Below are 14,805 nucleotides of genomic sequence, written 5' to 3'. Positions count from 1 at the left end.
CGGCCCGCCCCTCTTTGGGTCTTTTGTTTTTTTCGACTTAAGTTGCCACCTATGCTCAAACGCCTTGCCTGGCTGGCGCTGTGTGTCTGCGCCCCGCTGTCCGCCGCGCCCCACATCGACCCTCAACGTTTGCAGCAACTGGCCAACGATCGTTTCTGGATTTCCCTCGGCCATTACGAAACCGCCAAACTCGGCGGCTGGCGCAGTTACGTCAGCGACAAGAAGTTCTTCCTCGCCGCCGACGGCAACGAGCACCCCGACCACGAACTGGCCGCCACCGTCCAGGCGCTGTACGCCCCGGCCAGTCTCGGCGAGCAACACGCGCAGTGCGTCTACCCGGCGCGCACGCGCTGGCTGAAAGATCAACTCAACCTGAGCGACCTGCCAACGCCGGACTGCACCGACTTCAAGAAATGGTTCAAGGACGTCTCGCCTCACAGCGCGGTGATGATTTTCCCGGCGGCCTACCTCAACAGCCCGTCGTCGATGTTCGGTCACACCCTGCTGCGCATCGACCAGGCTGACGTGCAAAGCGACAAGACCTCGCTGCTCAGCTACGCGATCAACTTCGGCGCCTACATCGAAGGTTCGGACAACAGCATCCTGTATGCCTGGAAAGGCCTGATGGGCGGATATCCGGGACTGTTCGCGCTGGTGCCCTATCAGGAAAAACTCTCGGAATACCGCAGCCTGGAAAACCGCGACCTGTGGGAATACCGGCTCAACCTGACGCAAGCCGAAACCGCACGGATGGTCGAGCATGTGTGGGAGTTGAAGCAGATTCAGTTCGACTACTTCTTCTTCGACGAAAACTGCTCCTATCGCCTGCTCGAACTGTTGCAGGTCGCGCGTCCGAGTCTGCGCCTGACCGAGCAATTCCCGCTGACCGCGATCCCCACCGACACGGTCAAAGCGGTGAAGGAAGCCGGACTGGTGGAGCACATCGAATACCGCCCGTCCCGCGAGCGTGAATTGCTCAGCCGCGCCGAGCCCCTGACCGGCGAGGAACAGGACCAGGTGCTGAAAGTCAGCGCCGACCAACAGCAATTACAGGATCCGGCCTTCAAGTCCCTGCCCCGCGACCGGCAGGCGCTGATCATCGACGCCGCGTATCGGCTGGAACGCTACCGCGCCAACGGCCAGGAGCGTGATCCACAGCGAGCGCAGCGCAGTTTCGAACTGCTGCGGGCAATCAACAAGAACCCGGCGCCGGAGCTGCAAATCCCGCAGCCGGGCCTGCCCGAGGACGGCCACGAATCCCGCACCTGGCAGGCCGGTCTCGGCACTCGCGGTGACCGCGCGTTCGGCGAGTACGGCTTGCGTATGGCCTACCACGATCTCAACGACAACGCCGAGAGTTTCCCCCTCGGCGCGCAGATCGAAATCCTGCAAATGAAGCTGCGCCAGTACGAAGGCAATCACTGGCAGTTCCAGCAGCTGGATCTGGCGACCATCCGCTCGCTGACGCCGCGCAATGCGCTGTTGCAGCCGCTGTCGTGGCAAGTCACCGGCGGTCTGGAGCGAGTGCCGGGCAAGCATGACGACGAAACCCTGGTCAGCCATGTCAACGGTGGCGGTGGCGGCACTTGGGCGCTGGGTGATGATGTACTGGGGTTTGCGCTCGGCACCGTGCGTGTTGAACACAACAATGATTTCGCCGGGTTCGTTTCCCCCGCAGGTGGTTTCAATACCGGTGTGCTGTGGAAAAACCCGTTGGGCAATCTCAGTGTGGAGGCCAAAGGCGATTACTTCTTCAATGGCGAAGTGCGCCGCAGCCTGAGCCTGAACCAGCAGTGGGAGTTATCCCGCAACCTCGGCCTGCGCCTCAGCGCCCAGCGTGAGTTCAGCCATCTGGCAACGCCGGAGACCGAAGTGATGCTTGAGGTGAAGTGGTATCACTACTGAGGTTTTGATCTTTCTTTCACGCCTCATCGACGAATCCGCTTCTAGACTTTCCCTATCAGCCGGATAACGGCGCAGGAGAGTGTGATGTGGCGGTGTGCGGGTTTTGTGGGCGTGTTGCTGTTGCTGGGTGGCTGTCAGAGCACCCACGAAGACCTGATCGCCAAGGGTTATCCACCGGCGTTCGCCGACGGTTTCGATGACGGTTGCATCAGCGGTCGTCAGGCGGCCGGTTCGATCAGCGGCGAGTTTCGCAAGAACGTGCCGCGCTATCTCAAGGACAAACAATACGCCGAAGGCTGGAGCGACGGCTTCCGTCAGTGTCAGGCGATGCTGGAAAACAAGGACCGCGAAGACTATCGCAACGAACATTGGGACGAGCGCGAACGGGCCTGGCAGCAACAGAAGGATCAGGGCGCCGCGCGGGCTTATCGCTCGCAGTAGGTCGTTTCCAGACATCCAGTGAAACTCATTGCCTGCGACCATGGCCCAACGGTTGTCACAGGAGGTCACCATGAGCCGTGCTTTCGTCAACGAAGACAATGCCGCCGCGCAGGCCGACCAGCCGGTCGAACGGCAGGTCAGCACCCAGCCCAATTACGTCACGCCACAGGGGCTTGCCCAGTTGCAGGCGAAAGTCGCCGAACTGCAAACCCTGCATGCTGAACAGGCGGCCATGGGCGAGCAGGCCGACAAACAGCGCCTGGCCGATCTCGAACGGGATTTACGTTATTTCAATCAGCGGGTCGGCAGCGCCCAGGTCGCGCTCGCCCCGACCTCGACCGACAAGGTGCAGATCGGCAGCTGGGTGACATACGCCGATGAACACGCCACCGAGCGCCGTGTGCAACTGGTCGGTGAAGATCAGGCCGATGCGGCCAACGGCCTGATCAACTGGGCCTCACCGCTGGGCCGCGCACTGCTCGGCGCCCGGCTCAACGACGAAGTGCTGTGGCAGCGCCCGGCCGGCAATCAACTGATCGAAGTGATCCGCATCGATCTGCCTTAAACCACGCCTTGCGCCAGCATCGCGTCGGCGACTTTGACGAAGCCGGCGATATTCGCGCCTTTGACGTAGTTGATCCGCCCGTTTTCCTCACCGTAATGCACACAAGCGTGGTGGATCGACTGCATGATCGCGTGCAGCTTGCTGTCCACCTCGCCCGCCGTCCACAGCAGGCGCATGGCGTTCTGCGACATCTCCAGACCGCTGACCGCCACGCCGCCGGCATTCGAGGCCTTGCCCGGCGCGAACAGGATGCCGGCCTCGATAAAGATATCCACAGCCTCAAGGGTGGTCGGCATGTTCGCGCCTTCGGCCACACACACGCAGCCGTTACGCAGCAAGGTGCGGGCGGCTTCGGCGTCGAGTTCGTTCTGGGTGGCGCATGGCAGTGCGATGTCGCACGGCAACGACCATGGCAACTGACCGGCGCGGAACTCCAGGCCGAATGCCGCCGCCAGTTCGCTGATCCGCCCGCGCTTGACGTTCTTCAGTTCCAGCAGCGCCAGCCACTGTTCTTCGCTCAGGCCTGCCTCGCAGTACAACGTGCCTTCGGAATCGGACAGGGAAATCACCTTGCCGCCCAGATCCATCACTTTGCGGGCCGCGTACTGGGCAACGTTGCCGGAACCGGAGATCGCCACGCGCTTGCCTTCGACGGTCTGCTCGCGACGCTTGAGCATTTCTTCGGCGAAATAAACACAACCGAAACCGGTGGCTTCCGGGCGGATCAGGCTGCCGCCGTAGGTCATGCCCTTGCCGGTCAGCACGCTGGTGAACTGGTTGCTCAGGCGTTTGTACTGGCCGAACAGGAAACCGATCTCCCGCGCGCCGACACCAATATCGCCGGCCGGCACGTCCACGTCGGCACCGATGTGGCGGTACAACTCACTCATGAATGCCTGGCAGAAACGCATGACTTCGGCGTCGCTCTTGCCCTTCGGGTCGAAGTCCGAACCGCCCTTGCCGCCGCCCATGGGCAACGAGGTCAGGGAGTTCTTGAAGGTCTGTTCGAAGGCGAGGAATTTCAGCACGCCCATATTCACCGAAGGATGGAAGCGCAAACCGCCCTTGTACGGACCGATGGCGCTGTTCATCTGGATGCGGAATCCGCGATTGACCTGCACCTTGCCCTGATCGTCGACCCACGACACGCGGAACACCACCGCCCGCTCCGGCTCGCAGATGCGCTCCAGAATTCCCGTGGTCAGATAGTGCGGATGGGCTTCGAGAAACGGCCACAGGCTGCGCAGGACTTCTTCGACGGCCTGGTGGAATTCGGGTTGATCCGGATCGCGTTTTTTCAGACGGGCGAGGAAGGATTCGACGGATTCGATCATGGGAAAAGTCTCGGCAAATTTGTTGTCGTTGGAAGAGATTGAGCCGGACTGTAACAAACGATATGTACACAGCAACAGACAAAAATGTCGCATTTATGAAAACAAATAGTACACACGCTATAAATCAGTCTGAATTTCAGGCAAAAAAAGCGGAACCCGAAGGCTCCGCTTTTTCATGCAACCAACCTGTGATCAGGCCAGTTTCTTGTGGCGTACCCGGTGTGGCTGGGCCGCTGCTTCGCCGAGACGCTTTTTGCGATCGGCTTCGTACTCGGTGTAGTTGCCTTCGAAGAACACCGCTTGCGAGTCGTCTTCGTACGCCAGGATGTGGGTCGCGACGCGGTCAAGGAACCACCGATCGTGAGAGATCACAATGGCGGCGCCCGGGAAGTCCAGCAGGGCTTCTTCCAGGGAACGCAGGGTTTCAACGTCGAGGTCGTTGGACGGTTCGTCGAGCAGCAGAACGTTGCCGCCCTCCTTCAGGGTCAGCGCCAGGTGCAGACGACCGCGCTCACCACCGGACAGGTCCTTGACGAACTTCTGCTGATCGCCGCCCTTGAAGTTGAAGCGACCGACGTAGGTACGCGACGGGATCTCGTAGTTGCCGATGCGGATCTGGTCGGAACCGTCGGAGATCTGCTGGAACACGGTCTTGCTGCCGTCGAGGTCTTCGCGGCTCTGGTCCACACAGGCCAGTTGCACGGTTTCGCCGACTTCGATGGTGCCGGAATCCGGGGTTTCCTTGCCCATCAGCATGCGGAACAGGGTCGATTTACCGGCACCGTTACCACCGATCACGCCGACGATGGCGCCTTTCGGCATCGAGAACGACAGGTTGTCGATCAGTACGCGATCGCCGTAGCCCTTGGTGACGTTCTTGAATTCGATGACCTTGTCGCCCAGGCGCGGACCGGCCGGGATGTAGATCTCGTTGGTTTCCGAACGCTTCTGGAATTCCTGCGATTGCATTTCTTCGAAGCGTTGCAGACGAGCCTTGGATTTCGACTGGCGGGCCTTGGCGCCTTTGCGCACCCACTCCAGTTCTTCCTTCATGGCTTTTTCGTGAGCCGATTGCTGCTTGGATTCGGCCGCCAGACGATCGGACTTGGCTTCCAGCCAGCCCGAGTAGTTGCCTTCGTACGGAATGCCCGCGCCGCGGTCGAGTTCCAGAATCCAGCCGGCAACGTTGTCCAGGAAGTAACGGTCGTGCGTGATCGCGACCACAGTGCCCGGGAAGTCGTGCAGGAAGTGTTCGAGCCACGCAACGGAGTCGGCGTCCAGGTGGTTGGTCGGTTCGTCGAGCAGCAGCATGTCCGGGGCGGACAGCAGCAGACGGCACAGGGCCACACGACGTTTTTCACCACCGGACAGGTGTTCCACTTTCGCGTCCCAGGCCGGCAGACGCAGCGCATCGGCGGCGACTTCCAGCTGGCGCTCCAGGTTGTGACCGTCGCTGGCCTGCAGGATCGCTTCGAGCTTGGCCTGTTCGGCGGCCAGCTTGTCGAAGTCGGCATCCGGATCGGCGTAAGCGGCGTAGACCTCGTCCAGGCGGGCCTGAGCGTCCTTGATCACGCTGACCGCTTCCTCGACCACTTCACGCACGGTCTTGGTCGGATCGAGTTGCGGCTCTTGCGGCAGATAACCGATGTTCAGTTCCGGCATCGGGCGCGCTTCGCCTTCGAATTCGGTGTCGACGCCGGCCATGATTTTCAGCAGCGTGGACTTGCCCGAACCGTTGAGGCCGAGTACGCCGATCTTGGCGCCCGGGAAGAAGGACAGAGAAATGTTTTTCAGGATTTCCCGCTTCGGCGGAACAACTTTGCCCAGCCGATGCATGGTGAAGACGTATTGAGCCATGGAGAACCTTGGGTCAGTGACAGATGAATGATTGGAGCGCAGGCGATGCCCGGCCAGACCATGCGCGTCGTTCACTTGATGGTGATCAATGCGTGCGCGCTGAAAAAAGTCTGATTCTAGGAGCTGGAACGCTCCCGCGTAACCGGCAAAGCTACCTGAATGACCGGTGGCAGTCCAGCCGAGCGGGGCTGGCACTTCGCCACAACTCAAGGCATGCTAGCCGCCCTTTGGGCGTCCGGCTTATAGTGCACGTCGCGCCAGTCCAGCCAAACCGCAGGATTACAGCTTGTCCAATGTCACTCCGCCTACTTCTGTGAGCAGCACCCCACCGGCGCCCGGCTCGTCCCTGCGTGGGACATTGAAAGGCGCGCTGGCGACTTTGGTGCTGTTGCTGCTGGCGTTGCTGTTCTGGCAACTGCTCGATCAACTGCGTGAAACCCAGAAAAACCAGCGCCAGTACACCATCGACTACACCGCCGATCTCGCTTCGCAAGTCAGCCTCAACATGTCGCTGAACGCGCAGATCGCACTCAATCTGCTACCGATCGTCGAACAGCCGCAGTCCACCGACGATCAGCAGGCGCTGCTGCGCAAGTTGCAGCAATCGCTGCCGGACCTGCGCAGCCTGGCCTTGCTCAGCCCCTCCGGAAAAATCCTCAGCGACAGCGCCACTGACAGCCAGGACGCCGACTACCTCAGCGATCTGGTCCGCCGCAGCCACGCCCAGGCCCATTATTTCAGCAATGCCGACGACGGCTCGGTGGTGCATCTGCTGCTGCATCAGGCCAGCGGCAGCACCCGCGGCTATTGGGCACTGCGCCTGACCCCGACCTTCTTTGCCTCGCTGACCAAACAGGGTGACAGCGGCATCCGCCCTTTGTGGCTGGTGGAAAACCGCATCAACCATCAGATCATCAGTCGCGACGAAGCCCTGCCCTCTACCAAGACCAGCACCCTGACGCCCGACGATCTGGCCAACAGCGTGCTGACCGTGCCGCTGAGCAGCAGCGACTGGCAACTGCGCGGACTGTTCGATCGGCAACATGTACTGGAAGAATTGCTGCCCGCGTTCATCGGCAAATGCCTGCTGGGTCTGGCGTTCTCGCTGTTGCCATTTATCGCGTTGCTCAACATGCGCCGCCGCCAGCGTCAGGTACATGAAGGACGTCGTCGTTATCAGGATATTTTCGAAGGCACTGGTGTGGCCCTGTGCGTGCTCGATCTTTCGGGGCTCAAGCAGGTTTTCGAAAAGGCCCAGATCCAGACCAGCGACCAGCTCAAGGCCTGGCTCGACCAACCGCAACAGCGCCAGCAACTGCTCCAGGAGCTGCGGGTCACCGAGGTCAACCAGGTGGCGCTGCAACTGCTCAACGTCAATTCCTGCGACCACGCCTGGCAACTGCTGATCGACGGTCATCCGCACAGCCAGTGCGCCATCGGTAATCAAGTGCTCGATGCCGTGCTCCAGCAGCAAAAGCAGCTGGAACTGGAAATCAAACTGCCGGACATCAACGGCCGCGACCAGCACCTGTGGCTGGTGCTGCGCCTGCCGCAGGAACAGCACGACTACAAGGCTGTGATCCTGAGCATCAACGACATCACCAGCCGCAAGCTGATCGAGCTGTCGCTGCTGGAGCGCGAAGGCTTCTGGTCGGACGTGGTGCGCACCGTGCCGGATCACCTGTACGTGCAGGATGTGATCAGTCAGCGGATGATTTTCAGCAACCACCACCTCGGCCAGACCCTCGGGTACAACCGTACCGAGCTGCATCAGATGGGCGAGTACTTCTGGGAAATCCTCCTGCACCCGGAAGACGCCGACTATTACCACCGCTCGCGGCAGATGCAGCGTCACGCCGGTTACAGCCAGTTGCTGCAATGCCAGTTACGCTTCCGTCACCGCGACGGCAAGTGGCGGCGCTTCGATATCCGCGAACAGGCGCTGGCCCGGGACAAGCACGATCAGGTCACGCGGATCATCGGCGTGGCCAAGGACATCACCGAGCAGATCGAAGCCAGCGAATCCCTGCGAGACAGCGAGCAGCGCTACCGGATGCTCGCCGAAAGCATCAGCGACGTGATCTTCTCCACCGACAGCAAGCTGTCGCTCAACTACGTCAGCCCGTCGGTGCAAGCCGTGCTTGGCTACGACGCCGAATGGATTTTCCAGAATGGCTGGCAGTCGACCATCGCCAACCCGCAGCAACTGAGCGGCATCTATCACCTGATGGACCGGGTCAGCAAAGCCCTGGACAAGCCCGAACAACTGGCAATCCTGCGCAGTCAGGTACAGACCCAGATGTTCCTGTTCGACTGCCTGCGCGCCGATGGCCGCAAGATCCCGATCGAACTGCGCCTGGTGCTGGTGTGGGACGAACACGGCGCCTTCGAAGGCGTGCTCGGGGTCGGTCGCGACATCAGCCAGCAGCGCCGTGCCGAGAAAGACCTGCGCATGGCGGCCACGGTATTCGAGCATTCGACTTCGGCGATCCTGATCACCGACCCGGCCGGTTACATCGTTCAGGCCAACGAAGCGTTCAGTCGGGTCAGCGGCTACGCGGTGAGCGAAGTGCTCGACCAGTTGCCGAACATGCTCACCGTCGACGAACAACAGGACGCGCACCTGCGTTACGTGCTCAAGCAATTGCATCAGCACAGCACCTGGGAAGGCGAAGTCTGGCTCAAGCGCCGCAATGGCGAGCATTACCCGGCGTGGGTCGGCATCACTGCGGTGCTCGATGACGAAGGCGACCTGGCCAGTTACGTGTGCTTCTTCAGCGACATCAGCGAGCGCAAGGCCAGCGAACAACGGATTCACCGCCTCGCCTACTACGACGCCCTGACCCATCTGCCGAACCGCACGCTGTTCCAGGATCGCCTGCACACTGCGCTGCAATCGGCCGACCGGCAGAAGTCGTGGGTGGTGCTGATGTTCCTCGACCTCGACCGTTTCAAACCGATCAACGACTCTCTCGGCCACGCCGCCGGCGACCGCATGCTCAAGGACATGGCCACCCGGCTGCTGGCCTGCGTCGACGATGACGACACCGTGGCGCGGATGGGCGGCGACGAATTCACTTTGCTGCTGCAACACCGCTCCAGCCGCGAAATGGCACTGAACCGTGCGATCCATGTGGCCGAGCAGATTCTTGGCAGCCTGGTGCGGCCGTTTGTGCTGGAGGGTCGCGAGTTCTTCGTCACGGCCAGTATCGGCATCGCCCTGAGCCCGCAGGACGGCAACGAACTCAGTCAGCTGATGAAGAACGCCGACACCGCGATGTACCATGCCAAGGAGCGCGGCAAGAACAACTTCCAGTTCTATCAGGCCGACATGAACGCCAGTGCGCTGGAGCGTCTGGAGCTGGAAAGCGACCTGCGCCACGCCCTCGAGCAGAATGAATTCGTGCTGTATTACCAGCCGCAGTTCAGCGGTGACGGCAAACGCCTGACCGGCGCCGAAGCCCTGCTGCGCTGGCGTCATCCGCGTCGCGGGCTGGTGCCGCCGGGGGATTTCATTCCGGTGCTCGAAGAACTCGGGCTGGTGGTAGACGTCGGCGACTGGGTGATCAGCGAAGCCTGCCGTCAGCTCAAGACCTGGCACCAAAGCCGCGTGCGCGTGCCGAAAGTCTCGGTGAACATTTCCGCCCGGCAGTTCTCCGACGGCCAGCTCGGCACGCGGATCGCCACCATCCTCAAGGAAACCGGCCTGCCGCCGGCGTGCCTGGAGCTGGAACTGACCGAAAGTATCCTGATGCGCGAAGTCAGCGAGGCGATGCAGATCCTTGCCGGCTTGAAGAACCTCGGCCTGAGCATCGCGGTCGACGACTTCGGCACCGGTTACTCATCGCTGAACTACCTCAAGCAATTCCCGATCGACGTGCTGAAGATCGACCGCACCTTCGTCGACGGCCTGCCCTCCGGCGAGCAGGACGCGCAGATTGCCCGGGCAATCATCGCCATGGCCCACAGCCTCAATCTGGCGGTGATCGCCGAGGGCGTGGAAACCCACGAGCAGCTGGACTTCCTGCGCGAGCATGGTTGCGACGAGGTTCAGGGTTATCTGTTCGGGCGGCCGATGCCGGCCACCCGCTTCGAGGCGCAGTTCAGCAATGATGCGCTGTTCATGTTCGACTGAAGATCGGCGGCGCGGCCTTCGCGAGCGAGCCCGCTTCCACAGGGATTGATGTCGATCACACAATCGTGGGCCGGCCTCGGTTATTGTGCGAACCGGCTGGTCAGCGAAAAGGCCGGCACGGACGCCACATATCTGGTCATGAACGCCACTTGTCTGCGACATGATGTCGTTTCATATGCCATCCAAAACCCGATGGGTTAGAATGCCCCCCTTTTCTGCCCCCGATCCTTGAGGACCGCCATGTTCAGCCGTGATTTGACTATTGCCAAGTACGACGCCGATCTTTTTGCCGCCATGGAGCAAGAAGCCCAGCGCCAGGAAGAACACATCGAGCTGATCGCTTCGGAGAACTACACCAGCCCAGCGGTGATGGAAGCTCAAGGCTCGGTTCTGACCAACAAGTACGCCGAAGGCTACCCGGGCAAGCGCTACTACGGTGGTTGCGAGTACGTCGACGTTGTTGAGCAACTGGCCATCGACCGCGCCAAAGAGCTGTTCGGCGCCGACTACGCCAACGTTCAGCCGCACGCCGGCTCGCAAGCCAACGCCGCTGTCTACCTGGCCCTGCTGTCGGCCGGTGACACCATCCTGGGCATGAGCCTGGCTCACGGCGGTCACCTGACCCACGGCGCCAGCGTTTCCTCCTCCGGCAAGCTGTACAACGCCATCCAGTACGGCATCGACGCCAACGGCCTGATCGACTACGACGAAGTCGAGCGTCTGGCGGTCGAGCACAAGCCGAAAATGATCGTGGCCGGTTTCTCTGCCTACTCGCAGATCCTGGACTTCCCGCGTTTCCGCGAAATCGCCGACAAGGTTGGCGCCTACCTGTTCGTCGACATGGCTCACGTGGCCGGTCTGGTCGCCGCTGGCGTCTACCCGAACCCGGTTCCGTTCGCTGACGTCGTGACCACCACCACCCACAAGACCCTGCGCGGTCCACGTGGTGGCCTGATCCTGGCTCGCGCCAACGCCGACATCGAGAAGAAGCTGAACTCCGCCGTATTCCCGGGCGCCCAGGGTGGCCCGCTGGAGCACGTGATCGCCGCCAAAGCGATCTGCTTCAAGGAAGCACTGCAGCCTGAGTTCAAGGCTTACCAGCAACAAGTGGTGAAAAACGCCCAGGCCATGGCCGGCGTGTTCATCGAGCGCGGTTTCGACGTGGTTTCCGGCGGTACTGAAAACCACCTGTTCCTGCTGTCGCTGATCAAGCAGGAAATCTCCGGTAAAGACGCCGACGCCGCTCTGGGCAAAGCGTTCATCACCGTGAACAAGAACTCCGTGCCAAACGACCCACGCTCCCCGTTCGTCACCTCCGGTCTGCGCTTCGGTACTCCGGCTGTGACCACTCGTGGCTTCAAAGAGGCTGAGTGCAAAGAGCTGGCTGGCTGGATCTGCGACATCCTGGCTGACCTGAACAACGAAGCGGTGATCGACGCCGTTCGTGAGAAAGTCAAAGCCATCTGCAAGAAACTGCCGGTATACGGCGCTTAATTGCGACGCTAAAACCGCAGCATGAAAAACCGGCCAAGTGATTGGCCGGTTTTTTTTCGTCCGCAAAAAAGTTTCGAATGCCAAATGGCTCAAGGTCGGGGCATTGCGCCCAACTGGTCAGACCGGTCATGCCAATTCGTCATTTTTCACTTGCGATCCGCCAAAATCAGCGCCTAGACTGCACCCGCACTGGACATACCGGTAAGACCACAATAATTAAGTCCTGAATCTGATACGCCCCGCGTACGGCAGCCAGGACACCGACCAGGATTCCTCCCATGCTCAGATGGTGCTCGCGTTCAATCTTCCTCCAAGTGGTTCTCGGACTGGTGCTCGGCATCGTCTGCGGGCTGACCCTTCCTGAATACTCGGCCCAGCTCAAACCGCTCGGCGACGGTTTCATCAAACTGATCAAGATGCTCATCGGCCTGATCGTGTTCTGCGTGGTGGTCAGCGGCATCAGCGGCGCCGGCGACCTGAAGAAGGTCGGGCGCATCGGCCTCAAGTCAGTGATCTACTTCGAAGTGCTGACCACCATCGCCCTGGTGATCGGTCTGGTATTCGCGTTCAGCACCGGAATCGGCAGCGGCGCCAACATCCATCTGGAGCAGCTGTCCGCCGCCGACATGGGCGACATCGCCGAGCGCGGCCAGCACATGCACACCACCACCCAGTTCCTGATGGACCTGATCCCGACCTCGGTACTCGGCGCCTTTGCCGACAACAACATCCTGCAAGTTCTGTTGTTCTCGGTGCTGTTCGGCAGTGCGTTGAATCTGGTGGGCGAAGCGGCTTCCGGGATCTCGCGGCTGATCAACGAATTGAGCCATGTGATCTTCCGCATCATGGGCATGATCGTGCGTCTGGCGCCGATCGGCGTGTTCGGTGCCATCGCCTTCACCACCAGCAAATACGGCCTGGATTCGCTGCAACACCTGGGCAGTCTGGTCGGCTTGTTCTACCTGACCTGCATCGCCTTCGTCGCGCTGATTCTCGGTCTGGTAATGCGTCTGTCCGGCCTGCGTATGTGGCCGCTGCTCAAGTACCTGCGCGAAGAACTGCTGATCGTCATGGGCACCGCCTCCTCCGACGCCGTGTTGCCGCAGATCATGCGCAAGCTGGAACATCTGGGCATCGGCAGCTCGACCGTCGGGCTGGTGATTCCCACCGGTTACTCGTTCAACCTCGATGGTTTTTCGATCTACCTGACCCTGGCCATCGTGTTCATTGCCAACGCCACCGGCACACCGCTGGCCATGACCGATCTCTTGACGATTTTGCTGGTGTCGCTGATTACCTCCAAAGGTGCCCACGGCATTCCGGGATCGGCGCTGGTGATTCTGGCGGCCACGCTGACGGCCATCCCGGCGATTCCGGTTGTGGGTCTGGTGCTGGTGCTGGCGGTGGACTGGTTCATGGGCATCGGCCGGGCGCTGACCAACCTGATCGGCAACTGCGTCGCTACCGTAGCCATCGCCCGCTGGGAAAAGGATATCGATGTGCAACGGGCGAACAAGGTGCTCAACGGCGAGCAGGGCTATAACTTTCAGCCGAGAAAAACGGTCGCTCAAGCGGCGGCCAAAGAATTCTGAATGACCGCCGTGCCTGCGCACATGCAGGCACGGCTCATGGAGCGAACACGTGATTACTACATCCACCGTCGTCAACTCAGTGGTAGAAAAACTCCGGGCCGCCCTCGCCCGTGGCCAGTGGCGCTCCGGCGAGATGCTGCCGGGCCAGCGCGAACTGGCCGAGCAACTGGGCATCAGCCGCCCGAGCCTGCGCGAAGCGGTGATCGTGCTGGAAACCCTCGGTCTGGTGCGTTCGATGCCGGGCAAAGGTGTGGTGGTGCTCGACGCCCAGGCCAGTGACAGCCAAAGCCACGACAGCGCAGTGGCCGGCGCCAGCCTCGAAGACGTGCTGCAACTGCGCTACACCCTCGAACCGTTCATCGTAGGTCTGGTGGCGCAGTCGATCAGCAGCAAGGAAGTCGGGCAACTGCGCCTGACCTTGATGGACATGCGCGAAGCCCTCGAGGCAGGTGACAGCGAGGCCGGCGTCAGCGCTTACATCGCGTTTCACGAAGAGCTGTTCACCCTGACCTCGAACCCGATTTTCCAGAGCGTGGTGCAACAGACCAGCAACGCCCTCAAACAGAGCGCCGAAGTGCTGCGCAATTCGCCGGAGCACCTGGCCGAACGCCTTGAGGAAAACGAGGCCGTGGTGCGCGCAATCCGCAGCAAGAACAGCGCTCAGGCCAGTGCCGAAATGCGCCGGCACATCCTGCGTGAAGGCCAACGCATGGGGATCGAGCTGAATATCCCGGATGACAACCTGAGCCACTGAAACGCCTCACACTGGAGACCGGCCATGAACAGTCTTGCCACGCCGTCGCACCCTCGCCAGACCTCGGCGGCCCTGCCCTTCTCCCGCCTGCAGACGCCGGTGGACGAGCTGTATCCGCGACTGTTCGACGCAATCCTCGAACAACGCCTCGATGCCGCCAGCCGCTTCACCGAAGAGAGTCTCAAGCACATGTTCGGTGTCAGCCGCGCGGATGTGCGTCGGGCGCTGACCCAACTGTCCCACGAACAGATCATCGTGCTGCGGGCCAACCATCGACCGCGCATAGCCGCGCCGGACGCCGAGCAGACACGTCAGGCCTTGCACGCCCGGCGCCTGGCCGAGAACACGCTGGTGCGACTGGCTTGCCAGCATGCGCAGGCTGAAGACTTGAAACGCCTGCGCGCCTTGATCGAACGTGAACGCCAGGCTGTGGATAAAGATCGACGCGGCGCGGCGATTCGCCTGTCCGGGGAGTTTCATTTGCAGTTGGCGAAAATGGCCGGGAATGCACCGTTGGCGCATTTTCTCGGCACGCTGGTGCCGCTGACCTCACTAGCGATTGCGCGTTGCACTGAAAGCACGCACAGCTGTTGCGGCTGGCAGGATCACGCCCGGATCGTCGAGGCGATCGAGCGTGATGACGCCGCCGAGGCCGTGTCGCTGATGAACCGTCATCTGGATCATCTGGAACAGACGATTCTCAGCGGTTCCACACACTGAGACAGCGG

10 protein-coding genes are annotated in these 14,805 nt (G+C 61.2%); 8 read left to right on the top strand and 2 right to left on the bottom strand.

Annotation, left to right across the window (positions count from 1 at the left end; translation table 11 throughout):
• Window positions 1–51: 51 nt before the first annotated feature.
• From AC3WRD_RS11215 to AC3WRD_RS11205, 3 genes are all read left to right on the top strand, one after another.
• Window positions 52–1,905 carry an Lnb N-terminal periplasmic domain-containing protein gene (locus AC3WRD_RS11215; protein WP_102621106.1) on the top strand — a complete coding sequence of 618 codons (1,854 nt, stop codon included), beginning with the start codon at window positions 52–54 and terminating at the stop codon, window positions 1,903–1,905.
• Between the two features lie 84 nt (window positions 1,906–1,989).
• On the top strand, window positions 1,990–2,346 hold the full coding sequence (locus AC3WRD_RS11210; RefSeq protein WP_096820854.1) for a hypothetical protein: 357 nt from the start codon (window positions 1,990–1,992) through the stop codon (window positions 2,344–2,346).
• Between the two features lie 70 nt (window positions 2,347–2,416).
• Window positions 2,417–2,911, top strand: a complete 495-nt coding sequence (locus tag AC3WRD_RS11205; RefSeq protein WP_096820853.1) for a GreA/GreB family elongation factor — start codon at window positions 2,417–2,419, stop codon at window positions 2,909–2,911.
• Here the strand turns inward: AC3WRD_RS11205 and gdhA are convergent.
• Together gdhA and ettA are read right to left on the bottom strand one after the other, a co-directional pair.
• Window positions 2,908–4,245 carry an NADP-specific glutamate dehydrogenase gene (gdhA, locus tag AC3WRD_RS11200; RefSeq protein WP_102621107.1) on the bottom strand — a complete coding sequence of 446 codons (1,338 nt, stop codon included), beginning with the start codon at window positions 4,243–4,245 and terminating at the stop codon, window positions 2,908–2,910. The two genes, AC3WRD_RS11205 and gdhA, sit on opposite strands and share 4 nt — an antisense overlap.
• A 192-nt stretch (window positions 4,246–4,437) precedes the next feature.
• Window positions 4,438–6,102 carry an energy-dependent translational throttle protein EttA gene (gene ettA, locus AC3WRD_RS11195; protein ID WP_096820851.1) on the bottom strand — a complete coding sequence of 555 codons (1,665 nt, stop codon included), beginning with the start codon at window positions 6,100–6,102 and terminating at the stop codon, window positions 4,438–4,440.
• Between the two features lie 286 nt (window positions 6,103–6,388).
• Here ettA and AC3WRD_RS11190 point away from each other — a divergent pair, with 286 nt between their 5' ends.
• From AC3WRD_RS11190 to AC3WRD_RS11170, 5 genes are all read left to right on the top strand, one after another.
• Window positions 6,389–10,237, top strand: coding sequence for a bifunctional diguanylate cyclase/phosphodiesterase (locus AC3WRD_RS11190; protein ID WP_102621108.1), 3,849 nt, complete (start codon window positions 6,389–6,391; stop codon window positions 10,235–10,237).
• 240 nt (window positions 10,238–10,477) lie between these two features.
• Window positions 10,478–11,731 (top strand): serine hydroxymethyltransferase, encoded by a 1,254-nt coding sequence (glyA, locus tag AC3WRD_RS11185; RefSeq protein ID WP_096820849.1) that lies wholly within the window; start codon window positions 10,478–10,480, stop codon window positions 11,729–11,731.
• A 278-nt stretch (window positions 11,732–12,009) separates the two neighbouring features.
• Entirely contained in the window at window positions 12,010–13,323 is a 1,314-nt protein-coding gene (locus tag AC3WRD_RS11180) for a C4-dicarboxylate transporter DctA (protein ID WP_085608708.1), read from the top strand.
• Between the two features lie 49 nt (window positions 13,324–13,372).
• Window positions 13,373–14,077, top strand: coding sequence for a FadR/GntR family transcriptional regulator (locus tag AC3WRD_RS11175; protein WP_007950980.1), 705 nt, complete (start codon window positions 13,373–13,375; stop codon window positions 14,075–14,077).
• Window positions 14,078–14,101: 24 nt separating this feature from the next.
• On the top strand, window positions 14,102–14,797 hold the full coding sequence (locus tag AC3WRD_RS11170) for a GntR family transcriptional regulator (RefSeq protein WP_102621109.1): 696 nt from the start codon (window positions 14,102–14,104) through the stop codon (window positions 14,795–14,797).
• Window positions 14,798–14,805: the final 8 nt, after the last annotated feature.

The organism is Pseudomonas sp. FW215-R2 (assembly GCF_058789255.1).
The sequence above is the reverse complement of the archived record's forward strand: the minus strand, read 5'-3'. Positions and strand labels throughout refer to the sequence as shown.